At 62.9% G+C, this 23,327-nt stretch carries 28 protein-coding genes; 13 read left to right on the top strand and 15 right to left on the bottom strand.

All coding sequences use genetic code 11. The features are described 5' to 3' along the window. Positions 1 to 145: 145 nt before the first annotated feature. Together MESS2_RS16505 and MESS2_RS16500 are read left to right on the top strand one after the other, a co-directional pair. Positions 146 to 661 (top strand): GNAT family N-acetyltransferase, encoded by a 516-nt coding sequence (locus MESS2_RS16505; protein WP_008875523.1) that lies wholly within the window; start codon positions 146 to 148, stop codon positions 659 to 661. Then, positions 658 to 1,689: a histone deacetylase family protein gene (locus MESS2_RS16500; RefSeq protein WP_008875522.1), complete on the top strand. Its 1,032-nt coding sequence runs from the start codon at positions 658 to 660 to the stop codon at positions 1,687 to 1,689. Before MESS2_RS16505 ends, MESS2_RS16500 begins: the two co-directional genes overlap by 4 nt. Before the next feature lie 12 nt (positions 1,690 to 1,701). On the opposite strand, the gene MESS2_RS16495 is transcribed toward MESS2_RS16500, so the two are convergent. The 3 genes from MESS2_RS16495 to MESS2_RS32335 are packed head-to-tail and all read right to left on the bottom strand — an operon-like array spanning position 1,702 to position 4,333. Further along, positions 1,702 to 2,967: a cysteine desulfurase-like protein gene (locus MESS2_RS16495; RefSeq protein ID WP_040593286.1), complete on the bottom strand. Its 1,266-nt coding sequence runs from the start codon at positions 2,965 to 2,967 to the stop codon at positions 1,702 to 1,704. Positions 2,968 to 2,978: 11 nt separating this feature from the next. Beyond that, a complete protein-coding gene (locus tag MESS2_RS16490; protein WP_008875520.1) occupies positions 2,979 to 4,046 on the bottom strand; it encodes an aldo/keto reductase in 1,068 nt (355 codons plus the stop codon). Beyond that, entirely contained in the window at positions 3,983 to 4,333 is a 351-nt protein-coding gene (locus MESS2_RS32335) for a hypothetical protein (protein ID WP_008875519.1), read from the bottom strand. Before MESS2_RS32335 ends, MESS2_RS16490 begins: the two co-directional genes overlap by 64 nt. A 62-nt stretch (positions 4,334 to 4,395) precedes the next feature. Here MESS2_RS32335 and MESS2_RS31155 point away from each other — a divergent pair, with 62 nt between their 5' ends. After that, positions 4,396 to 4,560, top strand: a complete 165-nt coding sequence (locus MESS2_RS31155; RefSeq protein WP_006332943.1) for a hypothetical protein — start codon at positions 4,396 to 4,398, stop codon at positions 4,558 to 4,560. A gap of 49 nt (positions 4,561 to 4,609) precedes the next feature. On the opposite strand, the gene MESS2_RS16485 is transcribed toward MESS2_RS31155, so the two are convergent. Continuing rightward, complete coding sequence (locus MESS2_RS16485; RefSeq protein ID WP_008875518.1) at positions 4,610 to 5,116, bottom strand: DUF1993 domain-containing protein; 507 nt, start codon at positions 5,114 to 5,116, stop codon at positions 4,610 to 4,612. A gap of 126 nt (positions 5,117 to 5,242) precedes the next feature. Here MESS2_RS16485 and MESS2_RS16480 point away from each other — a divergent pair, with 126 nt between their 5' ends. Beyond that, entirely contained in the window at positions 5,243 to 6,292 is a 1,050-nt protein-coding gene (locus MESS2_RS16480) for a DUF1176 domain-containing protein (protein ID WP_040593284.1), read from the top strand. A 13-nt stretch (positions 6,293 to 6,305) separates the two neighbouring features. Here MESS2_RS16480 and MESS2_RS16475 read toward each other — a convergent pair whose 3' ends face one another. From MESS2_RS16475 to MESS2_RS16445, 7 genes are all read right to left on the bottom strand, one after another. Next, positions 6,306 to 7,217, bottom strand: a complete 912-nt coding sequence (locus MESS2_RS16475) for an alpha/beta hydrolase (protein ID WP_008875515.1) — start codon at positions 7,215 to 7,217, stop codon at positions 6,306 to 6,308. Between the two features lie 191 nt (positions 7,218 to 7,408). Beyond that, complete coding sequence (locus MESS2_RS16470; protein ID WP_008875514.1) at positions 7,409 to 9,019, bottom strand: NTP transferase domain-containing protein; 1,611 nt, start codon at positions 9,017 to 9,019, stop codon at positions 7,409 to 7,411. Further along, complete coding sequence (locus MESS2_RS16465) at positions 9,016 to 9,720, bottom strand: XdhC family protein (RefSeq protein WP_008875513.1); 705 nt, start codon at positions 9,718 to 9,720, stop codon at positions 9,016 to 9,018. Before MESS2_RS16465 ends, MESS2_RS16470 begins: the two co-directional genes overlap by 4 nt. Before the next feature lie 66 nt (positions 9,721 to 9,786). After that, the gene (locus MESS2_RS16460) at positions 9,787 to 10,125 is read right to left on the bottom strand and encodes an XdhC family protein (protein WP_040593291.1); all 339 of its coding nucleotides are present in this window, start codon (positions 10,123 to 10,125) and stop codon (positions 9,787 to 9,789) included. A 63-nt stretch (positions 10,126 to 10,188) separates the two neighbouring features. Then, on the bottom strand, positions 10,189 to 11,436 hold the full coding sequence (locus tag MESS2_RS16455; RefSeq protein WP_008875511.1) for a vWA domain-containing protein: 1,248 nt from the start codon (positions 11,434 to 11,436) through the stop codon (positions 10,189 to 10,191). A 4-nt stretch (positions 11,437 to 11,440) separates the two neighbouring features. Next, positions 11,441 to 12,370: an AAA family ATPase gene (locus MESS2_RS16450; RefSeq protein ID WP_008875510.1), complete on the bottom strand. Its 930-nt coding sequence runs from the start codon at positions 12,368 to 12,370 to the stop codon at positions 11,441 to 11,443. Positions 12,371 to 12,397: 27 nt separating this feature from the next. Further along, complete coding sequence (locus MESS2_RS16445) at positions 12,398 to 12,892, bottom strand: flavin reductase (protein WP_008875509.1); 495 nt, start codon at positions 12,890 to 12,892, stop codon at positions 12,398 to 12,400. Positions 12,893 to 13,070: 178 nt separating this feature from the next. Here MESS2_RS16445 and MESS2_RS16440 point away from each other — a divergent pair, with 178 nt between their 5' ends. Then, the gene (locus tag MESS2_RS16440) at positions 13,071 to 14,144 is read left to right on the top strand and encodes a branched-chain amino acid ABC transporter substrate-binding protein (protein ID WP_083918558.1); all 1,074 of its coding nucleotides are present in this window, start codon (positions 13,071 to 13,073) and stop codon (positions 14,142 to 14,144) included. Continuing rightward, the gene (locus MESS2_RS16435; RefSeq protein WP_008875507.1) at positions 14,144 to 15,151 is read left to right on the top strand and encodes a P1 family peptidase; all 1,008 of its coding nucleotides are present in this window, start codon (positions 14,144 to 14,146) and stop codon (positions 15,149 to 15,151) included. Before MESS2_RS16440 ends, MESS2_RS16435 begins: the two co-directional genes overlap by 1 nt. 35 nt (positions 15,152 to 15,186) lie before the next feature. On the opposite strand, the gene MESS2_RS16430 is transcribed toward MESS2_RS16435, so the two are convergent. After that, positions 15,187 to 15,441, bottom strand: a complete 255-nt coding sequence (locus tag MESS2_RS16430) for a DUF2171 domain-containing protein (RefSeq protein ID WP_006332917.1) — start codon at positions 15,439 to 15,441, stop codon at positions 15,187 to 15,189. 131 nt (positions 15,442 to 15,572) lie between these two features. Between MESS2_RS16430 and MESS2_RS16425 the strand changes: the two genes are divergently transcribed. Genes MESS2_RS16425 through MESS2_RS16410 form a run of 4 tightly spaced genes read left to right on the top strand, consistent with a single transcriptional unit; the run spans position 15,573 to position 18,752 of the window. Next, the gene (locus MESS2_RS16425; RefSeq protein ID WP_008875506.1) at positions 15,573 to 16,298 is read left to right on the top strand and encodes a DUF2259 domain-containing protein; all 726 of its coding nucleotides are present in this window, start codon (positions 15,573 to 15,575) and stop codon (positions 16,296 to 16,298) included. Continuing rightward, entirely contained in the window at positions 16,295 to 16,813 is a 519-nt protein-coding gene (locus MESS2_RS16420; protein ID WP_008875505.1) for a hypothetical protein, read from the top strand. The genes MESS2_RS16425 and MESS2_RS16420 overlap by 4 nt, the downstream gene beginning before the upstream one ends. A gap of 59 nt (positions 16,814 to 16,872) precedes the next feature. After that, positions 16,873 to 18,180 (top strand): adenylosuccinate lyase, encoded by a 1,308-nt coding sequence (gene purB / locus MESS2_RS16415; RefSeq protein WP_008875504.1) that lies wholly within the window; start codon positions 16,873 to 16,875, stop codon positions 18,178 to 18,180. After that, complete coding sequence (locus MESS2_RS16410) at positions 18,180 to 18,752, top strand: RBBP9/YdeN family alpha/beta hydrolase (protein ID WP_040593279.1); 573 nt, start codon at positions 18,180 to 18,182, stop codon at positions 18,750 to 18,752. The genes purB and MESS2_RS16410 overlap by 1 nt, the downstream gene beginning before the upstream one ends. Before the next feature lie 4 nt (positions 18,753 to 18,756). Here MESS2_RS16410 and MESS2_RS16405 read toward each other — a convergent pair whose 3' ends face one another. Next, positions 18,757 to 19,569, bottom strand: a complete 813-nt coding sequence (locus tag MESS2_RS16405) for a VOC family protein (protein WP_008875502.1) — start codon at positions 19,567 to 19,569, stop codon at positions 18,757 to 18,759. A gap of 301 nt (positions 19,570 to 19,870) precedes the next feature. Between MESS2_RS16405 and MESS2_RS16400 the strand changes: the two genes are divergently transcribed. Continuing rightward, a complete protein-coding gene (locus MESS2_RS16400; RefSeq protein ID WP_083918554.1) occupies positions 19,871 to 20,419 on the top strand; it encodes an RBBP9/YdeN family alpha/beta hydrolase in 549 nt (182 codons plus the stop codon). Between the two features lie 212 nt (positions 20,420 to 20,631). Here the strand turns inward: MESS2_RS16400 and MESS2_RS16395 are convergent, their stop codons facing one another. Then, positions 20,632 to 21,405 (bottom strand): HpcH/HpaI aldolase family protein, encoded by a 774-nt coding sequence (locus MESS2_RS16395; RefSeq protein WP_008875500.1) that lies wholly within the window; start codon positions 21,403 to 21,405, stop codon positions 20,632 to 20,634. Positions 21,406 to 21,608: 203 nt separating this feature from the next. After that, entirely contained in the window at positions 21,609 to 21,929 is a 321-nt protein-coding gene (locus MESS2_RS16390; RefSeq protein ID WP_008875499.1) for a DUF1476 domain-containing protein, read from the bottom strand. Positions 21,930 to 22,202: 273 nt separating this feature from the next. On the opposite strand from MESS2_RS16390, the gene purC reads away from it, so the two are divergent. Together purC and purS are read left to right on the top strand one after the other, a co-directional pair. Continuing rightward, positions 22,203 to 22,997, top strand: coding sequence for a phosphoribosylaminoimidazolesuccinocarboxamide synthase (gene purC / locus MESS2_RS16385; protein WP_008875498.1), 795 nt, complete (start codon positions 22,203 to 22,205; stop codon positions 22,995 to 22,997). Positions 22,998 to 23,031: 34 nt separating this feature from the next. After that, entirely contained in the window at positions 23,032 to 23,274 is a 243-nt protein-coding gene (gene purS, locus MESS2_RS16380) for a phosphoribosylformylglycinamidine synthase subunit PurS (RefSeq protein WP_040593288.1), read from the top strand. The last annotated feature ends 53 nt before the right edge of the window (positions 23,275 to 23,327 follow it).

Genomic DNA, 23,327 nt, shown 5'->3' with positions numbered 1-23,327 from the left:
TCAAGGGGGGAGATCGGCAGCTTCGCCGACCGCTCCCTTTCTGCAACGTTGAAGATTGGCGAAAGCCGAAGCGACATTTGATCTCCCCCCTTGAGGGGGAGATGTCCGGCAGGACAGAGGGGGGTGCCTTGGCACCTCGCCTACAGTGACGGCTCCCTCGTCCAAGATTCTGATCCGCCCCGGCACCGTCGAGGATATCGAGACGATCCACACCGCGCTCTTACGCCTCGGCGACCATATCGGCGCGCATCAGGAGATCACCTCGACGCCTAACGATTTGCGCATCTACGGCTTTGGCGAGAAACCCGCCTTCTCCACCCTGATCGCGGAGGTGGGCGGCGAATTCGCCGGCCTCTGCCTGCATTTCCCGATCTTCTCGACCTGGATGGGGCGGCCCGGCGTCTATGTGCAGGACCTTTATGTCGACGACCTTTTTCGCGGCCGCAGGATCGGCGAGTGCCTGCTGCGCCGCGTCGCGCGAGAATGCCGGAAGGACGGCGGCGTCTATCTCAGGCTGTCCGTCGATACCGACAATGAAACCGCCAAGGCTTTTTATGAACGGCTTGGCATAGCCTGGTCGAGCTACGAGCAGGTGCAGAAGATCGTCGGCGACGCCTTCTTCGCCTTCGCCGATGCGCCCGAGGATGAGGGAACACTATGAAAGCCTTCTATGCCGAGGAACAGAAACGCCACGATCCAAAGGCTTTCCTCTCCAGCGGTGCGCAGCAACCCAACCCGGAAAAGCCGGAACGGGTCGAGCGATTGTTGGCTGGAGCCAGGGCCGCCGGCTGCACGATCGAGCGGCCGAGGGATCATGGGCTGGAGCCGATTGCTGCGGTGCATACGCCCGAATATCTCGATTTCCTCGAGCATATCTTCGCGCGCTGGCAGCGCATCGAGGGCGCTTCGGCCGAAGTCATCCCCAACATCCATCCGATCGCGCGCGGCGGCTCTTATCCGGCTTCGGCGGTCGGCCAGGCCGGCTACCACATGGCCGACACCGCTTGCCCGATCTCCGGCGAGACCTGGAACAGCGCGCTTTGGAGCGCCTGGAGCGCCGTCGAGGCTGCCGAAGCGGTAATGTCAGGCGCGCCTGCGGCCTATGCGCTCTGCCGTCCTCCCGGCCACCACGCCTTTGCCGATGTCGCCGGCGGCTTCTGCTTCATCAACAATTCGGCAGTCGCGGCCCAAGTGCTGCGCAAGCAAGCCGCGCGGGTGGCGATCCTCGATGTCGACCTGCATCACGGCAACGGCACGCAAGGCGTCTTCTATGCGCGGCCGGACGTGTTCACCATCTCGCTGCATGCCGATCCGCTGCGCTTCTATCCGTTCTTCTGGGGTTATGCCGACGAACGCGGCGAAGGCGCCGGCCTCGGCTACAATTTCAACCTGCCGCTGCCGCGCAAATCGGGCGATGCCGCGTTCCTCGAAGCGCTGAATGCGGTGTTCCAGCGCATCAGCGCCTTTGCGCCGGAAGCGCTGGTCGTGGCGCTGGGGCTCGATGCCTTCGAAGGCGATCCGTTCGGCGGGCTGTCGGTAACGACGCCAGGCTTCTCGCGCATCGGCGAGGCCATTGCTCGGCTCGGCCTGCCGACTGTGATCGTCCAGGAAGGCGGCTATCTCTGCGATGAACTCGGCGACAATCTCACCGCGTTCCTGACCGGCTTTGGGGGCGGCAGGAAGCGGTAATCGAACGCCTGTTTACGACCGCTCCTGCCTCAGCATGGCGATCACCCGATGCACGCTCTCCAGCGTCTCGTCGATTTCGGTCGCCGTATTGTAGTGCGCAATGCCTATGCGCACGACGCCCTGGTCGGCGGGAATGCCGAGTTGTTGGACGATCTCCCAGGCATAGTTGTGGCCGGACCAGAGGAAGATGTTTTCGGCGTTCATCTGCCGCGCGATCGTCTCCGGGTCCATGCCGTCGACGGTGAAGGAGACCGTCGGCACGCGTTCGCCAAGGCGCGCCGGATCGGTGATGCCATGGATGGTCAGGCCTGAAATGTCGGACAGACCGTCAATCAGCCTTTGCGCCAGCGGATTCTCGTAGGCGATGGACAGCTCGAACGCCTTGGCAATCTTCTGCCGGCGCGACCCGCCCTCGCCCGCCACAGCACCCAGTTCCGCGAAATAGTCGACAGCGGCCGACAGGCCGGCCATCAGTTCTATCTGCGGCGTGCCGAGTTCGAACCGCTCCGGCAGACCGTTGGAAGAGCAGCGGCATTTGTACGGCTGCAGCGCATCGATGACCGCGCGACGCCCCCAAAGAATGCCCATATGCGGGCCGAAGAATTTGTAGGCCGAACAGATCAGGAAATCGCAGCCGAGATCCTGCACGTCGATCAGGCCGTGCGGTGCGAACTGCACGGCGTCGACATAGACCAGGGCGCAGGCCTGTTTTGCAATGCGGGTGAGCGCCTTCACCCGATTGATCGAGCCGGTGAGATTGCTGGCGTAGTTCAGGGCGACAAGCCGCGTCCTGTTGGTGATCAGCGCGGCAAGCGCGGCCTCCTCGACCTGCCAGCTCTGCTCGTCGAAGGGCAACCAGCGCACGACGAGGCCGAGGTCCTCGGCCAGTTGCAACCAGGGCGAGACGTTGCCCTCATGGTCGATGCGGGTGAGGATGATCTCGTCGCCCGGTTTCATCGTGCGGCCGAGCGTGCGCGACATGTGATAGGTCAGCGTCGTCATGTTGGCGCCGATGATGATTTCCTCGGGGCTCGCGGCGCCGAGGAAATCGGCCATCGCCGCATGGGCGTCGTCGACAACTTCTTGCGCCGCGATAGTGGTTTCGAAAAAGCCGCCGAGATTGGCGTTTGTGGTCAAAAGGCAGCGCGCCACCGCATCGGCAACCGTCCGCGGCACCTGCGTGCCGGCCGGATTGTCGAGATAGATGCGACGGCGGCCCTTGTCGGTCAGGGAGAGCGCCGGAAATCGTTCCCGCACGGCCTCGATCGGAAAATTCATTTCTGCCCCGCCTACGGACACGGGTTGCCGACGCGCTGGTGGATGGCATCGACCGCCTTCTGCATCTCCTCGGTCCAGGTCACGTCGACTGAAGACAGCGCCATTTCGAGCTGCCAGATCGCCGTGGCGCCAACGATGTTCGAGGTAACGAAGGGCCGGCTTGCGACATAGGCATTGGCAAACAACGCCGGCTCCATGCCGAAGGAGCGCGCCAACTCGTTGTATTCGAACTGCACCTCGGCAGCATTTGGCGTCTCATAGCGCTGGCCGCGGTTGAAGAGCTGCGAGCGCGAGCCCTGCGGCCGCGCCCCATGATCGTATTTGCCGGTCAGATAGCCTTGCGCAAGCGGCGAGTACGGAAGCAGTGAGATCTGTTCGCGCTCGCAGACTTCGGCGAGGTTCACCTCGAAGCCGCGATTGACGAGATTATAGGCGTTCTGCACCGACACGACGCGCGGCCCGACGCCTTTGTCAGCCTCGGCGATGAAGCGCATGACGCCCCAGGAACTCTCATTCGACAGGCCGAAGTGGCGGATTTTTCCTGCCTTCACCAACTCGTCGAAGACGGAGAGCGTCTCGGCGATCGGCGTCTCACCGGCCAGCGCGCCAACAGCGTCGGCCCGCCGCGGCACGGCGCCGACGCGGTTCGGATTGGCGCCCCAGGGAATATCGCGTTCCGGCCAATGGATCTGGTAGAGATCGATATAGTCGGTACCGAGCTTCGCCAGCGACTTTTCGACGGCGTCGAAAATGTCGGCGCGCACCAGCTTCGACGGACGGTCGCCGCGAAACCATGCGTTGGCGGTGCGGCCGACCACCTTCGAGGCCAGGATCACCTGGTCGCGATTGCCATTCGCCTTCATCCAGCTGCCGATGATCTTTTCGGTTCGGCCCTGCGTCTCGGCCTTGGGCGGGATCGGATAGAGTTCTGCCGTGTCGATGAAATTGACGCCGCGCGAAAAGGCCAGATCCATCTGCGCATGCCCTTCCGCCTCGGTGTTCTGCTGGCCCCAGGTCATCGATCCCAGGCAAATCCGGGAAACAAGAAGATCGGTCCGACCGAGGCGGCGTTTGTCCATGGAATTTTCTCCGGCGGGAAAGCGTTGCGCGGCTGCGCTAGGGAGGAAATCACATCATACAGGAAGGCACCGCTTGTCTCCAAGCCCGCCTGCCGTTTGGTCTCGTTGTGTTTATACAAAAAGCCGGACTGCATTTCCATGCAGCCCGGAAGTCCGCCAGGAATGGCGAGGAAAAACCAGCCTAAGCCGGCACTATACCTACGTTCGACCGCGCCAGAAGTTTCAGAGGACACGTCGATTGTGATCAGAAAAATCGATGCGGCATGGCTGCCATGCAAATGCTGCACTGCACAATTGTCATGATTTGCCTATATTGAGGGCCGTGGAGGATCAACAAGGGGCCTGATTCATGGGGTTCTTCACTGAAATGTTTGCCCGTCCGCGTCCGCAGGAGCATCTGCGCTATCGCGCGGCACTTGCCCTGCTTCACTCGATGAGCAATGCCGACCGCGCCGACATCGGCGTCAAGCCGGCTGATTTCCCGCGCATTGCCCGCGAGATGTCGCTCCGCTGAATATTTAGTGGTGCGAGGTTTCCCGGCGGGACCGGGAAACCTCAAAGTCTCAGCGTGATCCCAGGAAGATCGCCTTGCTCAGCGGCACGCCATTGTGGCGCAAAATGTCGTAGGCGGTGGTCACGTGGAAGTAGAAGTTGGGCATGGCCAGATGCAGCAGATATTGCATGCCGGCCATCGAGATTTCGCGTTGGCCAAGCTTCAGTTCGATCATCTTGTCGTCAGAGCCATCGAAATCGGCAGCCGAGAACGTCGCCAAAAGGTCCAGGGTCTTGGCGATGCGTGCCTGCAAATCGGCAAAGCTCGCCTCATTGTCCTCGTATTTCGGCACTTCGCGGCCGGCAAGCCGTGACGGCGCGCCCTTGGCGTGGTCTGTGGCAATCTGCACCTGCCTGGTCAAGGCGAACATGTCGGGCGCAAGCCTCGAGGTCAAAAAGACCTGTGGATCGATCTTGCGGTCAAGCGCATTCTGTTCGGCCGCCGACAATATGTCGGCCAGCGCTTTCAACCTGGCCGTAAACACCGGCACGGATGCCTCATACATCGATATGGTCACGTGAGTTTCTCCTGTCCGGCCGGAACGCCGGCGGCGGGACGTAGCGCCTTCCTCAGCGATTCTTCAAGCGTCACCGCGCCGCCGCAATCGGTATGATAGAATTTCTCATCAGGTGGAGATTCGCCGATGAGAAGCGCCATTGTTGCAGCAACCGCTTTTTTCTCCCTTGCCGTAGCGGGCCAGCCAGTGCTCGCCGCCGAGGCGCCCTATGTCGACGATCGGTCCACAGCTGAAGCGGTCGTCCGCTCACTCTACAGCGCCATCGGCCGGCAGGAATTCGCGCGCGCCTGGGGCTATTTCGGCGACACCAAGCCGGCCAAGGACTTCGACACATTCGTCAAGGGCTATGACGGTACCGACAAGGTCGAGGTCCAAACCGGCGCCGTGTCCGAAGATGGCGCGGCCGGCAGCATATACTACAATGTTCCCGTCGCCATCCGCGCGACCGACAAGGATGGCAAGGAGACGGTCTTCGCCGGCTGCTACACGCTGCGCCAGGTCAATGCCTCGATCCAGGAACCGCCATTTACCCCGATCTTCATCGACAAGGGTGCGCTGAAGCCGGCGACGGCCGATTTCGAGGAGGCGGTGCCGGAAAGCTGTGGTGACGGCCCGCCGCCACCGAAGAAAGACTCGGCGCTGGAGCAGGCCAAGAAGGTCTTCGCCGCCACCTATGCCGACCAGTGCGACAAGGAAACGCCGGAGGGCAAGCCAGTCGGCGAGCCGGAGACCTATACGCTCCTCTACAAGGATGCCAATGCTGCCGCCGACGAACCCGAACGCGAGATGCGGCTGTTCCGCTTCTTCTGCTCGATGGCGGCTTACAATGAGAGCGCCGTCTACTACATCTTCGACGACGTATCGGGCGTGCGGCAGCTGCAGTTTGCTTCGCCGGAACTCGATATCCGCTATGAGAACAACAACAGCGAAGGCAAGGTCGAGTCTATCAACATCATCGGCTTCCAGACCGACGACCAGCTGGTCAATTCCGGCTATGACGACGCCACCAAGACGATCTCGTCCATGAACAAATGGCGCGGTGTCGGCGACGCCTCATCGGCCGGCACCTATCTGTTCCGCAACGGCAATTTCTCGCTGGTGCAGTACGATGTCGATGCGTCGTATGACGGCGAGATCAACCCGCAGACCGTGCTCGACTACAACACCCCGCCTTGAAGGACGCTACGCATCAGGGCGCTTTCGACAGCATCCAGTTGAGCGTGCCGCGCCAGTCGGCCATGCGGATCGGCGTACCGTGGGTGCCGGTCTCGAAGCGGACAAAGCGGGTCGGATAAGTCTTCGATTTGGCCAGGATCGAGCGGAAGAAGGTTTCCTGGTTTGCAACGGGAAAGACCGGATCCTTGCTGCCCTGGCCGAAGAAGACCGGCACGCGGCGCTTATAGGCAGGGCTTGCGAAAAACCTCTCGTCCCACAGAGAGCCGAGCAGCAACAGCCCGTCGATGCGACCGCCACTGTCCTTGCGGGCAGCCAGCTTCCAGCACAGCGCGCCGCCCATCGAACCGCAGGCGACGAAGATCTTCGCGCCCGGTGACCGTTCGGCATAGTGGCTTATCAGCGCCGCGACCTGCGCCGCACCTGTGTCGCCGAAATCGGTAAAATCCGGGCTGAGATAGAGGCCGCCATTGCCGGCCATCAGGTTCTTGATGCGGTTGAAATTGCCGCCGAAGGTGAAGTCGTCGACGCCTTGCTTCCGGCTGCCGCCTTGCCCGTGCAAGTAGAGCACGATGATACCGGCGCCATCAGTCTTGCCGACGGCGACATGGCGGACATCGCCCGCGTCGGTCTTCAGCAACAGATCCCGCTGCACCTTGCGCACACCGGTATCGACATATTGAGCATGCACCCGGCGCTCCGGCACTTCGTCGCGAGCGTTGATATCGCGCAGCTCACGATAGTCGATGACGGTGTAGGCGCCATTGTTCCCGGACGAGAGTGTCGCCGGATAGGCGAAGAGATCGTCCTTGAAGGGCTTTAGTTCGAGAGCGGTGGCGTAAGCGGCAGAAGAAAGGAAAAACAACGAAATTAGAAGGGCATGGAGCGCGGCCGCCCCCCTCTGGCCTGCCGGCCACCTCCCCCTCAAGAAGGGAGATTGGCAGCTTCCATGGCGCCGGTCATCCTGTGACCTTGGAGATTGGCGAAAGCCGGAGCGAGGTCCGATCTCCCCCCTTGAGGGGGAGGTGGCCGGCAGGCCAGAGGGGGGTACAAGCGCAGACGCGGGCGGAAGGGAGCCGATAGCCATGTCCCAGCCATGCGTTTTTCGGCTTTGGTTTGTCAATCCTGCAGCACGCCGCCGGCACTCTCCAGCGCCTCTGGGGTGTCGACATCGACGGCCGCTCCCTCGCCAATCTCGACATCGACGACATCGAGCCCCTCGGCCTCGACCAGATGGCGCGCGCCGGTATCGCCCTCCAGATGCGCTATCGCTGGAAACAGCGAACGCGGCAACAACACCGGGTTGCCGCGCTTTCCCTGGTGCGAGGCGCGCACAACGGCTCGGCCCTCCGACTTGCGGAAAGTATCGATCAGCCTGTCGAGGTCGGCCGACGAGATGCCCGGCATGTCGCCGAGAACGATCATCGCGCCGGCGGCGTGATCGCTGACTCTAGCGATGCCGGCCTTCAGCGAGGACGACAGGCCTTCGGCGAAATCAGGATTGTCGGCGAAGACAACGTCGAGCCCCGACAATGCCGCCCGCACACGCTTGTGCTGGTGGCCGGTGACGACGATCGTGTTCGCGGCTTTGGAGCCAAGCGCGCGTTCGGCGGTGCGGCGCACCAGCGGCTTGCCATCGAACAGCGCCATCAGCTTGTTCGGGCCGCCCATGCGGCTGGAACGGCCGGCAGCCAGCAGCACGATATCGACCTTCGGTTCGGCTCTGGACAGCAGCGGGTCGCGCGGCTGCGGCCGTGTCGGGATTTCCATCAGCAGCCCGCCGACGCCCATGCCGGCGATGTCCTTTGCCGTTACGTCGAGCCCGGCAATCAGCCTGTCGAGAACCCAGTCGAAGCCGTTCTCCTTGGGACTGCGGGCGCAGCCGGGCGCGCCGATGACGCGCTTGCCGGCAAGCACGCCGAGCACCAAGAGATTGCCGGGATCGACCGGCATGCCGGCACGGATGACGATGCCGCCGGCTTTCTCGATCGCGGCCGGAATAACGTCGCCGAAATCGCTCATTGCGGAGGCGCCGAAAATCACCACCATGTCATTGTCGCGCGCCAACGAGACCGCGGCCTCCGCTACCGGGGCAACCTCATGCGGCGTGCGACGCTCCGCTGTCAGCCTGCCGCCTGAGCGCGCCAGCCGCGCTTCGGTGACCCGCAACGTCTTGTCCAGCACGCTCGGTTTGATGCCGGGCAGCACGGTCTGGATGACGCCGACACGCACCGGCTGGTAGGCGTTGACGGCAAAGATCTCGCCGCCGGCGCAGATTTTTTTCACGGCATCGACCAGGACTGAGGCAACGGCAAAGGGAATGATCTTTACCGTCGCGACCATCTGTCCCTTTTCGACCGGCGCGTGCTGCGCCAGCGTGGCGATGGTGATGGTCGGATCGACAGCGTTGATGGCGTCGATCACCGCCGCATCGACGGTGAAGATGCCGGCAGCCTCGGCGTGAAGGTTGACCCTCCCGGTCGCGGCAGGCTTCGCTTCGATGTTGCGATAGATCATGCCTTGCGCGATTTTCTCGGCGGCAGCATCCTCACCGAGATCGTCTGGAGCGAGGACCGCCGCGACAACTTCCGAAATGCCGACCGACTTCAGCGACGCGATATCATCGGTGCTCAGCCGGTGCGCCTTGCGGAAACGCCGGTCGCCGGCCGTAGTGGCGTGCGCCAGCACCGCACCTTCGGCATGATCGATCGGAACCGGGCCAAATTTCACGCCACAGCGCCCTTGGCTTCCAGGCCGCGCGAGCGGAAGGCATGAATCGTCTGCGCGAGGATGGCGACGGCGATCTCGGCCGGGCTCGAGGCACCAATATCGAGGCCGATCGGCGCGTGGATGCGGGCGATCTGATCGGCTGTGGCGCCCAAGGCCAGCAAGCGCTCGACGCGCTTGGCGTGTGTCTTGCGGCTGCCGAGCGCACCGACATAGAAGCAGTTGGCGTCGAGTGCCGCCTTCAGCGCGAAATCGTCGATCTTCGGATCATGGGTGACGGCGGCTAGCGCCGTGTAGCCGTCCAGCGGCTGGCGCGAAAGCACATCCTGAGGCCACTCGGCATGGAGCGCTACATCGGGAAAACGGTCAGGTGTGGCGAACGCCGTGCGCGGATCGACGATCTCGACGGGGTAGCCGGCGATTTTCGCCATCGGCGCCAGCGCCTGGCTGATGTGGACGGCGCCGATCACCACCAGGCGTGGCTGCGGCAGGTGCGCGTTGAGAAAGAAGGTCCGTCCTTCAGCTTCGACCGGGCCGGAATTGCCGGTGCGAAACGCCCTAGCGATCGCCGCTCCGAGATCGCCGGCGACCTGATCGCCTTCGCGCACGATGCGGTCGCGGCCGTCGCCAAGATCGGTGACCAGGATCGCCGCGCGGCGGGCGCGGCGTTCGGCATTCAACGTTTTCAGGGCGTACGGATCCATCAAAAGATCTTTCGTTTGAGCATGATCTTGTCCGAAAACCGGTACCCACTTTTCGGGATCATGCCTCTAGCCAAGCCGCTCGACATAGACCTTTATTCGGCCACCGCAGGACAGGCCGACCTGCCAGGCGGTCTCGTCGGCGACGCCGAACTCCAGCATCCTGGCCTTGCCTGAACCGATGACGTCGATCGCCTCGGTCACCACCGCGCCCTCGACGCAGCCGCCCGAAACCGAGCCGTGGAAATTGCCGTCCGCGTCGATGACCAGATGGCTGCCGACAGGCCGCGGCGCCGAACCCCAGGTCTCGACCACGGTTGCGATGGCGACATCCTTGCCGTCCTTCATCCAGCCTTCCGCGATGATCAGGGGATCGCGGGCCTCATCGAGATAGATGCTGTTTTCCATGATCGCTTCTCTCAGGGTCTGTTTTTCCCGGAGGAACATATGTTTTCCCCGCGAAAGATATGGTTACGCGACGCGCCTCTCGCCAGCTTGCAGCCATCGGCGCGGATCGACCGGCAGCGCCGATTTCTTGTCCAGCGAGGCGCAGAGATCGGCCAGCGCATCGAGATTGTGCACCGAGCGGAATTCGTCGACATGCGGCAGCATCGCCTTGACGCCGCGGGCGCGGGGCTCGAAACCGTCGAAGCGCAGCAGTGGGTTCAGCCAGATCAGCCGCCGGCAGGATTTGTGCAGGCGCTCCATCTCCTCCGACAGGCCGGCGACGTCGTCGCGCTCGAGCCCATCGGTGATCAGCAGCACCACCGCGCCCTGCCCCAATACGCGTCGCGACCACAGCCGGTTGAATTCGCAGAGCGTGTCGCCGATGCGCGTGCCGCCCGACCAGTCCTTCACCGCCGCCGAGCAATCGGCAAGTGCGGCGTCGGGGTCGCGATGGCGCATCTGGCGCGTCAAATTGGTGAGCCTGGTGCCGAAGACGAAGGCATGGACGCGCCGGCGCTTTTCCGTCAGCGCATGCAGGAAATGCAGGAAGATGCGCGTATACTGGCTCATCGAGCCGGAAATGTCGGCAAGCACGACCAGCGGCGGATGAACCTCGCGGGCGGAACGGAATTTCGGCAGGATCAATTCGCCGCCGGTGCGCGCGGCCGAGCGCATCATGGCGCGCGGATCGATGCGGCGGCCATGCGCATCGGCTTTGAAGCGCCGTGTCCTGACCATATCGAAGGGCAGCCGCAACTGAGCGATCTCCTTCTTGGCTTCGGCCATCTCCGCGACGTTCATCTGAGCAAAATCCTTGCCCCGCAGCACTTCGTTGCCGGAGAAGGTGAAGCGGGCGTCGACTTCGATTTCAGGGATTTCCTGTGGCGGCTGGTTCTTGCCGTGGCCCTCGAACATCGCCTGGCTGACGCGGTTCTCAGCCGCACGGGGTTTTTGCTTTTCTCTGTTATCAGGCGCCACCGGCGAAAACATCGCCAGCATCTTTTCGATCAGCTCATGCGACTTCCAGAACAGCCGGAAAGCCTCGTCGAAGGTGGGATGGTCCTCGTGCCGCGACACCAGCACGGCGTGCAGCGTCCAATAGAAATCGTCGCGGGAACCGATGCCAGCGGCCAGCACTGCCTCGATGGCATCCTTCACCGAGGCCGGCCCGACCCGCATGCCCGCCTTGCGCAAGGTGCGGGCGAAATAGACGATGTTGTCGGCGATGCGCCCGTCCGCTGTCGCCTCTTTCGGTTCGGGACGCGGCGCCATGCCCTTACTCCGCTGCTGAAAGCTCGGCTTTCACCTCGTTGAGGATGCGCCGGCTTTCGCCTTGTTCGATACGGGCAATGTCGTCCTGGTATTTCAAGAGTACGCCGATCGTGTCGGAAACGGTCTCGGGATCGAGCGCCACCTTGTCGAGTTCGGTCAGTGCACCGGCCCAGTCGATGGTCTCGGCAACGCCCGGCACCTTGAACAGCTCGATCTGCCGCAGCTTCTGGATGAAAGAAACCACCTCCGCCGAGAGCCGGCGGTTGGCCTGCGGCACTTTCCTGTGCACGATCTCCAGTTCGCGCTCGGCATTGGGATAATCGACCCAGTGATAGAGACAGCGCCGCTTCAGCGCGTCGTGGATCTCGCGGGTGCGGTTGGTGGTGATGATGACAACAGGCGGTTCTTCCGCCCTGATCGTGCCGAGTTCGGGCACCGTCACCTGGAAATCCGACAAGATCTCGAGCAGGAACGCCTCGAAGGCCTCGTCGGTGCGGTCGAGCTCATCGATCAGGAAGACCGGGGCGGCGCCGGCCTTGCCCGTCAGCGCATCGAGCACCGGGCGGCGGATCAGGTATTTTTCGGAGAAGACATTGCGCTCCATGTCGGAGCGATCGACTTTGCCAGCCGCCTCCTCCATGCGGATTTCGATCATCTGGGCGGCATAGTTCCACTCGTAGACAGCGGACGAGACATCGAGGCCTTCATAGCATTGCAGGCGGATTAGCCGACGGCCGAGGACCTGCGCCAGCACCTTGGCGATCTCCGTCTTGCCGACGCCGGCCTCGCCTTCGAGAAAGAGCGGCCGCTTCATGCGCAGGGATAAAAACAGCACTGTCGCCAAAGACCGGTCCGCCACATAGTCCGCACCGGTCAGCAGAGCGAGCGTCTCGTCGATCGTCCGCGGCGCCGGGCGCGGTTTCAACTCGGTCATTCTCTCTCCGTGGGTGCAACCATGGCGCTACAAAGCGTGGTAGCCGCGGTCGTGATAGATCAGCGGCCGCAAATTATCGCCGATGCGCAGCCCTGTCACCTTACCAAAAAGCACACGATGGGTGGCGAGGTCCTTGGTGTCGATCAACTCGCAGTCGAACACGGCGAGCGCACCCTTCAGCGTCGGCGCACCGGTCGAGATGACACCCCATTCGCCCAGCGCGAAACGCTCTTCGACCGGAAGGCCGGTGAGGCCGGAAAAGCCGACCGACAACGCCTCCTGATGCGAAGCCAATGTGTTCAAGGCGAATTTGCCATTTTTCACGAATGGCTCGTTCTTGGGATTTTCGCGATTGAGGCAGACCAGAATGGTCGGCGGCGTGTCCGATACCGAACAGGCCGCTATGACCGTCGCGCCACGCTTGCCAGCGGGACCATCGGTGGTGACCACATGGACGTGGCCGGCAAAATGGCTCATCGCGTCGCGATAGGCCTGCGGCCCAATGTCGTTCTTCTTCAGCACCGATGATTTTCCCTTAGAACCCAACCGTTATATATGGCCACATAGTGCCCGCCACAAGCGAAGTGCTTGACTCGCATCCTGAAATTCGCGTGTTGCACCTGGGTTAGGCAGCCTTTAGGTCTTTGTGGGACATAGTGCCGGGAAACGCTTGGCCGGCACGGAGGAATTCTTCGCACGCATGCGATTCGAGATAACGACAATAGCGCTGCTGGCCTGGCTGTCGCTCTGCGGCAATGCAAGCGCCGAGACGCTGCTCGTCGGCGTCGCGGCACCCCTGTCCGGGCCGTCGGCGGTCCTCGGCAAGCAGATCGTGGCGGGCGCCGGCCTGGCGGCGGAAGCGAACGGGGCCGAGCTCAAGACGGTCGATGACGCCTGTACGGCCGATGGCGCCGCCGCCGCAGCGAGGGAATTCGCGGCGGCGAAGGTCAGCGTGGTCGTCGGCTTTCTCTGCACCGACGCGATCGAGGCGGCACTGCCCATCCTGAAGGATGCCAATATACCGGTCATCACCGTCGGCGTGCGCACCGAAAGCCTGACCGACCGGCGCGCCAAGACCGGCTGGCCGGTGTTTCGTCTCGGACCGCGCGGCGACGACGAGCGCAACGCGGTCGCCACCATCCTCACGCGGCTCTGGCAGAACGAGCTGTTCGCCATCGTCGACGACGGCACGATCTATGGCCGCGAAATCGCCGAGACGTTTCGCGCAGCCGCCGAGCAGGCAGCGCTGAAACCGGTGTTCGTCGACACGTTCCGGCCGCAGCTCGACAACCAGATCGGCCTGATCGGGCGGTTGAAGAAAGCCGGCGCGACGCACATCTTCGCCGGCGGCGACGGCGACGATATCGCCATCATGGGCCGCGACGCCGGCCAACTCGATGCCGGCATGACTTTTGCCGGCGGCGAAACGCTGCGCACGCCGCCCGGCGACGTGCCCTATGCCACCGGCACACTGATGATCGCGCCGCCCGAATGGTCCGATGTCGCCGACCCCAAGGTGCTGGAGGCTTTTGCCGCACGCGAGATCGCGCCGGAAGGCTACGCGCTGCCGGCCTATGCGGCGGTCGAGACCGCCAAGGCGGCCGCGGCGCTCGCGGCAACCTCTGGCAAGCCGCTTGCCGAAGCGCTCACCGCGCACGATTTCACCACCGTGATCGGACCGGTCCGTTTCGACGAAAAGGGCGATCTCAGCCAGAACCCCTACCGCGCCTTCCGTTTCGACGGTGCGCGTTTTGTGCCTTTCGAGGTGAAGTGATGTTTCGCACCGGGCCGCGCAATCTGATTACCGATGTCGCCGGCCTGCGTGTCGGCAATGCCGCCGACGCCAGGCTGAAGTCGGGCGTGACTGCGCTGCTCTGTGATGAACCGGCGGTTGCTGGTGTCCAGGTGCTGGGCGGCGCGCCCGGCACGCGCGAAACAGACCTGCTGGAACCGCATAATTCCATCGAAGCGATCCACGCCGTCGTGCTTTCCGGTGGCTCCGCCTTCGGTCTCGACGCCGCATCGGGCGTGCAGGCGGCCTTGCGCGAGAGGAATATCGGCGTCGAGGTCGGCGGCTTTCGCGTGCCGATCGTGCCGGCGGCGATCCTGTTCGACCTGCGCAACGGCGGCGACAAGGATTGGGACCGCTATCCGCCTTACCGCGACCTCGGCTATGAGGCCGCGCAGGCAGCCGGCATCGACTTTCCACTCGGTACGGTCGGCGCGGGCACCGGCGCGCTGAGTGCGGGTTTGAAGGGCGGCCTCGGCTCAGCCTCGACGGAGCTCGACAGCGGCGTCACCATCGGCGCGCTGGCCGCCGTCAACCCGACCGGCTCGGTGACGGTCGGTCGCAGCAGGCATTTTTGGGCAGCACCGTTCGAAATCGGCGACGAGTTTGGCGGGCTCGGCTATCCCTCGCCAATGCCGGCCGACGCGAGAAGGATCCTGCTGAAATTCCGCGACAAGACCATAGAGCCCGGCGGCAACACCACCATCGCCGTCATCGCCACCGATGCCGTTCTCACCAAGGCAGCGGCAAAACGCCTTGCCGTATCGGCGCATGACGGCTTCGTGCGCGCCACTTGGCCAACGCACACGCCCGCCGACGGCGATCTGGTGTTCGCGCTGGCGACGGGCAAGAGCGGCATCGAGCTCGCACCCAACGATGCGATCGACCTCTACGCCGCAGCCGGCGCCACCATGGCGCGCGCCATCAGCCGCGGCGTCTTTGCCGCGACGCCGGCCGAGGGCGATCTCTTCCCGGTCTGGTCGTCGCGCTGAATGCGCGACAGTGTGATCGCTGCGCGACACCGGGATCAAGTGGGATCGGATTTTTCTTCCTCGAAGGTGACCGCAACGTCCGAATTTGCCGACAGCCAGACTTTCTTGCCGTCGACTTCGGCAACGAGGCTGAGCGGGATATAGTGGTGATGGCCCTTGTGCGTGCCCATGCCACTGTCGGCCTTGGTGAGCTTGATCCGCTGCCCCTCGACTTTGTCGACGGTGCCGACATGAACGCCATCGGCGCCGATCACTTCCATATGCTCGCGAATTTTGCTGGCGTCGGTCATTGATGGGTCTCCTTTTGAAGTTGCCGACAATAACAAATAGCGACCGGATTGGATGCATCGGCATTCAGACAGCACGACGTTTTGATCTCGTCGTGGTAGGGGATTGAAAACTTGGAAGCCGGAGCGAATCCATGCGAATCCTCGTCCTCTTTGCCGTTTCCATCTTTGCCCGGTTGGCAGCGCCCATCGGGGCTCAGGCCGGCGATGTCGCCGAGCTTGAAATTCTCGGCTTCAGTGAGGGGGGAAGCGTGTTCGCCTTCGAGGAATATGGCGTCCAGGACGGGTCGGGATTTCCTTATGCCAACCGCTATTACATCAACACCGCCGACGACAGCTTTCTCAAGAGCACGCCGGTCAAGGTCCGGCTTGACGATGAGAACGCCACGCTCGAAGCGGCGCGCCTTCAGGCCCGGCAGAAAGGCGAAGCTATCATCAAACAGGGCGAACTGGCCGCCAACCGCGGCATCACCGCCGGTTTCAACCCGGTGACCGAGCTTTCGGCCGATCCTTTCCGCATGGTGGTGAACCCACGCCCGATCTTTTTTCCGGTCGACGATCCGCTCGAATTCCGGCTCGACGAGATCGGCTTGAACAATACCGAAGGCTGCGAGAGCCAGGGTGAGATCAACGGCTTTCGCCTGCTGCGCATCGAGGCGAAAGCCGGCGGCAAGACAGAGCTTCTGCATGAGGACAAGGCGATCCCAAAAAGCCGGGGCTGTCCGAATGGCTATCGGATCGGGGCGGTACAAACGTTCTCGCTGCAAGGCCTCAGCGCCTATGCCGTGCTGATCGCGGTACGCCAATACGGCTTCGAAGGGCCGGACTATCGCTGGATCGCGGTAACCGGCCGCCTGTGACGCCGCTCCCCGTCATCCGCACCCGCGTCCTGGGTCTTGTCCGGCGTGCCTTGCCGTCGCCGGGCACGGCTCTTTGCGGCGCTTTGCTGTGGGGCGTGGCAATGGGCGCCAGCGCACTCGTCACGCTGTTGCTGGATGACTGGGAGACCCCGGCAAGGATCCGCTTCGTCTCGCTGCTCTATGCCGCCGGCGGAGCGCTCGCCTTTCCGGTTGGCCTGTTCCTGGCGCGGCTCGTTTCGCTTGGCCGGCACTGGGAAGTTGCCTTTGCCGCCGCCTTCATCTGCCTTCTTACCGCGACGATCGCCTTCACCGGCGGCTTGTTTGGCCTGCAATACCGCTCCTACTATGTCCAATGGCATGCACCGGCGCTGACCATCACATGGGCTTTCCAGTTCGTGTTCACGATGGCGACGGCGCTTTACCAGTTCATCGTTCTGGGCATCCGGCTTTATTTTCCGCTCGGTTTCATCGCACTGTTTGCCGCCAGCATCTGGTTTGCGCGCCAGCAGCGTTGAGCATTGTGTCGGCCTCTGTTAGGACGCGGGCGAACGCTCTCGCAAGTCAGGACTGACCGATGATCCCTCGCTACTCCCGGCCGGAAATGGTGGCCATCTGGTCGCCCGAGACCCGGTTCCGCATCTGGTTCGAGATCGAGGCCTATGCCTGCGACGCACTGGCGGAACTCGGCGTGATCCCGAAAGAGGCCGCCAAAACCATCTGGGAAAAGGGCGGCGCCGCGAAATTCGACGTCGAGGCCATCGACGAGATCGAGCGCGTCACCAAGCACGATGTCATCGCCTTCCTCACCCATCTCAGTGAATTCGTCGGGCCTGACGCCCGCTTCATCCACCAGGGGATGACCTCCTCAGACGTTCTCGACACCTGCTTTGCCGTGCAACTGACCCGCGCCAGCGACATTCTTCTTGCCGACATCGACGGCCTGCTCGCGGCGCTCAAGCGCCGCGCCTTCGAGCACAAGGACACCGTCACCATCGGCCGCAGCCATGGCATCCATGCCGAGCCGACCACTTTCGGCGTCAAGCTTGCGCAGGCCTATGCCGAATTCTCGCGCTGCCGGGAGCGGCTGGTGCACGCGCGTGAGGACATCGCGACCTGCGCCATCTCGGGTGCTGTCGGCACGTTTGCCAATATCGACCCCTATGTCGAAGAGCATGTGGCGAAGAAACTGGGGCTGAAGCCGGAACCGGTGTCGACGCAGGTGATCCCGCGCGATCGCCACGCCATGTTCTTCGCCACGCTCGGCGTCATCGCCTCGTCGATCGAGCGGCTGGCGATCGAGATCCGCCATTTGCAGCGCACCGAGGTGCTGGAAGCGGAAGAGTATTTTTCGCCCGGACAAAAAGGCTCGTCGGCGATGCCGCACAAGCGCAACCCGGTGCTGACCGAGAACCTCACCGGCTTGGCCCGCATGGTGCGTTCCTTCGCACTGCCGGCGATGGAGAACGTGGCACTTTGGCACGAGCGCGACATTTCGCATTCGTCAGTCGAGCGCATGATCGGGCCGGACGCGACGGTGACGCTCGATTTCGCGCTGTCGCGGCTGACCAGCGTCGTCGACAAATTGCTCGTCTACCCCGATAACATGTTGAAGAACATGAACAAGTTCCGTGGCCTGGTGCATTCGCAGCGCGTGCTGCTGGCGCTGACCCAGGCCGGCGTCTCACGCGAAGACGCCTACCGGCTGGTGCAGCGCAACGCCATGAAGGTATGGGAGCAAGGGGCTGATTTCCTTGAAGAACTCCTGGCCGACAAGGAGGTCACCGCCGCCTTGCCGGAAGCCGAGATCCGCGAGAAATTCGACCTTGGCTACCACACCAAGCATGTCGACACGATCTTCAAGCGGGTATTCGGAGAAGCGTGATGATTTCCGCGGCTGGAGACTTCGATTTTCTCGCCCTGCCGGGACGCGGCAACTCCGGGCCGGATCACTGGATGTCGCACTGGTGCCAGGCATTCCCCAATTCGAGCCGTGTGTTGCAGGCCGAATGGGACAGACCAAGCCCTGAGGACTGGATCGACCGGGTGGACGCCGCGGTTGCTGCGGCACCTCGGCGCGTGGTGCTGCTGGCGCATTCGCTGGCGGTGGCGACGGCCGTCAAATGGGCGGCTGGCGCCAGCGAAAGCCAACTGCGGAAAATTGCAGGCGCACTGCTCGTTGCCCCGACCAATGTCGAGGATCCCGATCCGTCCTTCGAACTGGTTCGTCCCTTCGCGCCGATGCCGCTGAAGCGCCTGCCCTTTCCGACGCTGGTGGTGGCCAGCCGCACCGATCCGCGCGTGACCTTCGACAAGGCAACGGCCTTTGCCGCGGCCTGGGGCGCGGAGCTTGCCGACGCCGGCGATCTCGGTCACATGGGAAACGAGGTTCTCCTTGGCCCGTGGCCGGCAGGCCTGCTCATGCTTGGCCGTTTGCTGGAAAAGGCCGGGCTCTAGATAATCAGGCCTTGCCGGGAACGGTCCTGATTACCGTTCCCCACGGATCCTCGCGGGCCGTCTCATCGGTCATATTGTCCGAACGCATCTCGACCCAGGCGAGGCCGGACCGCGCGGGATCACGACGGCCGGCGCCGGAACTCTGCCAGGCATTGGCGCCGATATGGTGGTGATAGCCACCGGACGACAGAAATACCGCCGCGCCGCCATATTTCGCCACAGTATCGAAGCCGAACTCCTTGTTCCACCAGGCCTCGGCCTCTTCCGGCCTGCCGACGCGCAAATGGACGTGGCCGATGATGCTGTTTTCAGGCGCGCCCTGCCAGCCGGCATCGCCAGCCGGAACGTCGGCGACGACCGAGGGGATATTCAGCCGCTCTGTCGCCATCGCGATCTTGTCGCCGTTCCACTTCCAATCCCGCTGCTGGCGGTCGGCATAGATCTCGATGCCGTTGCCCTCGGGGTCGGTCAGGTAGAGCGCCTCGCTGACCAGGTGGTCGGATGCGCCCTCGATGGCGATCTTGTTGGCGATGGCATGATTGATCCAGCGGCCGAGATCGGCACGACTAGGCAGCAGGAAGGCGGTGTGGAACAGGCCGGCGCTACGCGGATCGTCAGGCTTCGCCGCCGGATCCGCCTCAATGACGAACAGCGGACGATTGGCGGCGCCCAGCGTGATCGCGCCATCGGCACGGCTCAATTCCTGCAACCCGACAACCTGGCGATAATAGGCGGCCAGGCTCTCGGCATCCCGCGCGCGTAATCCGACGCGGGCAACGCTCACCGGTGTCGTGGCGGCAAAAGGCAATTCGCTCATCGAACTCTCCGTTTGGGCGGCGCTTGATGAAGCTCCATGGCCAGGAGCCCGGCGCCGCCGATCATTGTACGTCGTGTCAGCGCCAAAAATCCCGGTCCTTCACGGCTGTCTTGCTCAAGCGGACAAATCGTCGATCTCGATCGTTCACACAAGACGGCAGGAAGCGAACAAGGTGTTCACTATTGTGATCAAATGCGTCGAACAGCTTTAGCTTGGCGCATGATCATATCCAAGAACCGGTTCCCACTTTTTGGGATCATGCGCGGTTGCATGCGGCGATGCCGCTCGCTACATGCGCGCCATGAAAGTCAGGGATGCAGATATTCTCATCGTGCCGGGCTATACCAATTCCGGCCCGGACCATTGGCAAAGCCGCTGGCAAGCGAAATTGTCGACGGCACGCCGCGTCGAGCAGGCGGAGTGGTCGAAACCGGTGCGCGACGACTGGACCGCGAGCGTGGCGAAGGCGGTCAACGAGGCCGAAAGGCCGGTCGTCCTCGTCGCGCATTCGCTTGGCGTCGCGACGGCTGTCCAGGCCATGCCGCAGTTCCAGCGGCCTGTGGCGGGAGCCTTCTTCGTGGCGCCGCCCGACGTCGCCAACCTCAAGATAAAGCCGAAGCACCTGATGACGTTCGGCCCCTACCCGCGCGAGCCGCTCAACTTTCCCTCGGTGGTGATCGCCAGCCGCAACGACCCGTTCTGCGCCTTTGACGTTGCCGAAGACATTGCCGGCGCCTGGGGCTCGCTGTTCATCGACGCCGGCGATGCCGGCCATCTCAATGCGGATTCCGGATTCGGCCCGTGGCCTGAAGGCTCGATGACATTCGCCAAGTTCTTGACGGATCTCTAGAGGCTATCTGGAAACTCTACTCCGGCGGCCATCTGGCGGCGTTTTCTGCGCTTCCGGCCTTCGCCGGCCGAAGCACTCATGAGCGGTTGTGGTAGCTAAGGCTACGGCCGGCGTAGGCCGGTGCTCACGGACCCAAATGTCCGCTGCGCTCCGGTTCTCGAAACCACCACCATATGATTCGCCAGAGCGAATTTCGAGACAGCCTCTGCTTTCTAGGATCCGATCGAATCCTTGACGCTTTTCAGCAGGGTTTTTGCCCCGAGCGAAATGAGCGAATGCTCGGAGCCCATGGCCAGCAGCCGGTAGCCCATCGCGACCACGCGGCCGGCAATGGCCGGTTCCATGACGTAGATCGCGGCATGCTTGCCGGCTTTGCGCGTCCGCTCCGCGATCGAGGCGACGGTTTCCATCATGCTTTCAAGCGTCGAATTGACGGTTGTGCCTTTCGACCAGGCAATCGAGAAGTCGGACGGGCCGAGGAAGATGCCATCGATGCCCGGCGTGTCGAGGATGCCGTCGAGCGCGTCGAGCGCGGCGCGTGTCTCGACCATGGCGAAGGCCATGGTGCGCTGGTTGGAGTCTCGCAGCCAGTCGGCATGGTCGCCCTTGCCGTGGCGCGGGAAGGCGTAGGTCGGCCCCCAGGAGCGCTCGCCGAGCGGCGGGTATTTCATGGCGGCCGCGAACAGCTTGGCGTCCGCGACCGAATTCACCATCGGCGCAATCACTGCCTCGGCGCCGAAATCGAGCGCGCGGCTGGCCATGTCGAAACGGCCGACCGGAATGCGCACCAGCGCCGGCTTGCTGGCTGCCAGCACCGGCGCGATGCCACGCAGCACGCTATCCTCATTATGGCCGCCATGCTGCATGTCGAGCGTGACGGCGTCAAACCCCTGTTTGGCCAGGATTTCGACCGTCAAGGCATCCGGCACGCCGGACCACGCGGTGCACAGCGTTTCATCCGCCGCCAGGCGTGACTTCAGGGACATTGGCGCTTTCCTTGTTGGATAAAGGCCGGAGAACAGGCTCTGGCGCAGTTTCAGCCGGAAACGACGGCAAAGGCAAAGAAAAACCGCCCGGATAGGCCGGGCGGTCGATTGGTCCAGAAGACGCTGTTTTCTTTGAGCATGATCTTCTCCGAAAACCGGTCTCCACTTTTCGCTAACGCGGACCTCCGGTTCGGGATCATGCTCTAGGTGTTCTTGATCTGCTCGATGGCCTGCGCCATCAATTCATCCATGGTGCGGCGGATCTGATGGTCCGACTGGTCGACGCCGGCTTCGTCGAAATCCTTGCGTATCTTGCGGAAAACATCATGGTCGCCGGCTTCCTCGATGTCGGCGACGACCACCTGCTTGGCGTAGGCCTCGGCATCGGCGCCAGATTTGCCCAGTTTTTCCGCGGCCCACATGCCGAGCGCCCTGTTGCGGCGGGCCGAGGCCTTGAACCGAAGCTCCTCGTCGAATGCGAATTTGCGCTCGAAGCCCTCTTCGCGGTCTTTCATGCTGCTCATGGCATCCCTCCGATGAAATCCGATTCGTTGACGGTGAATATGTGTGCTGGACGAGCACAAATCAAAAGGCCGCGGGTCGGTCAATATGCTACATCGCTTGCTGCTCTGCGGCATTTCAGTCCGGAAAGCGGTGATTGAAAGGATTTGCCGATTGAGCAAACACCGCGATTGAGATAGACACCGGCATTGAACCCTACCCGTCGCCTCACTAATTTAGGCTGACGGGCAGGAACTGGTTGCTTGCCGCCTGCCCGGAAATCCAGAGAAAATCAGATGAAAAATCGCCGCCGCATTTATGAAGGCAAGGCCAAGATCCTCTATGAAGGACCTGAGCCGGGTACACTGATCCAGTTCTTCAAGGACGACGCCACCGCCTTCAACAAGAAGAAACATGAAGTCGTCGATGGCAAGGGCGTGCTCAACAACCGTATTTCCGAGCATATCTTCAACCATCTCAACCGGATGGGCATTCCGACCCACTTCATCCGCCGGCTCAACATGCGCGAGCAGCTGATCAAGGAAGTCGAGATCATCCCGCTCGAAGTGGTCGTGCGCAATGTCGCCGCCGGCTCGCTGGCCAAGCGCCTCGGCATCGAGGAAGGCACGGTGCTGCCGCGCTCGATCATCGAATTCTATTACAAGGCCGACGCGCTCGACGATCCGATGGTGTCGGAAGAGCACATCACCGCTTTCGGCTGGGCAAGCCCGCAGGAGATCGACGACGTCATGGCGCTGGCCATCCGCGTCAACGATTTTCTTTCCGGCCTGTTCATGGGCGTCGGCATCCAGCTCGTCGACTTCAAGATCGAATGCGGCCGCCTGTTCGAGGGCGACATGATGCGCATCGTCGTCGCCGACGAGATCTCGCCCGATTCCTGCCGGTTGTGGGATGTCGCGACGCAGGACAAGCTCGACAAAGACCGTTTCCGCCGCGACATGGGCGGGCTGGTCGAAGCCTACCAGGAAGTTGCCCGCCGCCTCGGCATCATGAACGAGAACGAGCCCCCGCGCCCGACCGGGCCAGTGCTCGTCGCCTCCAGCGAGCCGCCCAAGGGCATGAAGCACTAGTTTTCCCGTCTATCGGAACAGGAGCATGTCCAGCGTGATCAAGGCCCGCGTCACCGTAACCCTCAAGAACGGCGTGCTCGACCCGCAAGGCAAGGCGATCGAACACGCGCTGTCCGGATTGGGCTTCGGCGGCGTCGGCCAGGTGCGCCAGGGCAAGGTCTTCGACGTCGAGCTCGCGGAAACCGACAAGGCCAAGGCCGAGGCCGATCTCAAGGCCATGTGCGACAGGCTTCTGGCGAATACTGTGATTGAGAACTATAGCGTAGCCATTACCTAAGGTTGTGCCGGAAGGCAGATGACCGACACTAATCTGTGCGAACTCGCCGAAGC

This window comes from Mesorhizobium metallidurans STM 2683 (assembly GCF_000350085.1).
GTDB lineage: Bacteria > Pseudomonadota > Alphaproteobacteria > Rhizobiales > Rhizobiaceae > Mesorhizobium > Mesorhizobium metallidurans.
The sequence above is the reverse complement of the archived record's forward strand: the minus strand, read 5'-3'. Positions and strand labels throughout refer to the sequence as shown.

Bases quoted from the DNA above. Each gene is read 5' to 3' on its own strand.
- MESS2_RS16500 (WP_008875522.1), top strand. From the start codon at position 658: ATGAAAGCCTTCTATGCCGAGGAACAGAAACGCCACGATCCAAAGGCT.
- MESS2_RS16495 (WP_040593286.1), bottom strand. From the start codon at position 2,967: ATGAATTTTCCGATCGAGGCCGTGCGGGAACGATTTCCGGCGCTCTCC.
- MESS2_RS16490 (WP_008875520.1), bottom strand. From the start codon at position 4,046: ATGGACAAACGCCGCCTCGGTCGGACCGATCTTCTTGTTTCCCGGATT.
- MESS2_RS31155 (WP_006332943.1), top strand. From the start codon at position 4,396: ATGGGGTTCTTCACTGAAATGTTTGCCCGTCCGCGTCCGCAGGAGCAT.
- MESS2_RS16480 (WP_040593284.1), top strand. From the start codon at position 5,243: ATGAGAAGCGCCATTGTTGCAGCAACCGCTTTTTTCTCCCTTGCCGTA.
- MESS2_RS16465 (WP_008875513.1), bottom strand. From the start codon at position 9,720: ATGGATCCGTACGCCCTGAAAACGTTGAATGCCGAACGCCGCGCCCGC.
- MESS2_RS16460 (WP_040593291.1), bottom strand. From the start codon at position 10,125: ATGGAAAACAGCATCTATCTCGATGAGGCCCGCGATCCCCTGATCATC.
- MESS2_RS16455 (WP_008875511.1), bottom strand. From the start codon at position 11,436: ATGGCGCCGCGTCCCGAACCGAAAGAGGCGACAGCGGACGGGCGCATC.
- MESS2_RS16450 (WP_008875510.1), bottom strand. From the start codon at position 12,370: ATGACCGAGTTGAAACCGCGCCCGGCGCCGCGGACGATCGACGAGACG.
- MESS2_RS16440 (WP_083918558.1), top strand. From the start codon at position 13,071: ATGCGATTCGAGATAACGACAATAGCGCTGCTGGCCTGGCTGTCGCTC.
- MESS2_RS16435 (WP_008875507.1), top strand. From the start codon at position 14,144: ATGTTTCGCACCGGGCCGCGCAATCTGATTACCGATGTCGCCGGCCTG.
- MESS2_RS16430 (WP_006332917.1), bottom strand. From the start codon at position 15,441: ATGACCGACGCCAGCAAAATTCGCGAGCATATGGAAGTGATCGGCGCC.
- MESS2_RS16425 (WP_008875506.1), top strand. From the start codon at position 15,573: ATGCGAATCCTCGTCCTCTTTGCCGTTTCCATCTTTGCCCGGTTGGCA.
- purB (WP_008875504.1), top strand. From the start codon at position 16,873: ATGATCCCTCGCTACTCCCGGCCGGAAATGGTGGCCATCTGGTCGCCC.
- MESS2_RS16410 (WP_040593279.1), top strand. From the start codon at position 18,180: ATGATTTCCGCGGCTGGAGACTTCGATTTTCTCGCCCTGCCGGGACGC.
- MESS2_RS16405 (WP_008875502.1), bottom strand. From the start codon at position 19,569: ATGAGCGAATTGCCTTTTGCCGCCACGACACCGGTGAGCGTTGCCCGC.
- MESS2_RS16400 (WP_083918554.1), top strand. From the start codon at position 19,871: ATGAAAGTCAGGGATGCAGATATTCTCATCGTGCCGGGCTATACCAAT.
- MESS2_RS16395 (WP_008875500.1), bottom strand. From the start codon at position 21,405: ATGTCCCTGAAGTCACGCCTGGCGGCGGATGAAACGCTGTGCACCGCG.
- MESS2_RS16390 (WP_008875499.1), bottom strand. From the start codon at position 21,929: ATGAGCAGCATGAAAGACCGCGAAGAGGGCTTCGAGCGCAAATTCGCA.
- purC (WP_008875498.1), top strand. From the start codon at position 22,203: ATGAAAAATCGCCGCCGCATTTATGAAGGCAAGGCCAAGATCCTCTAT.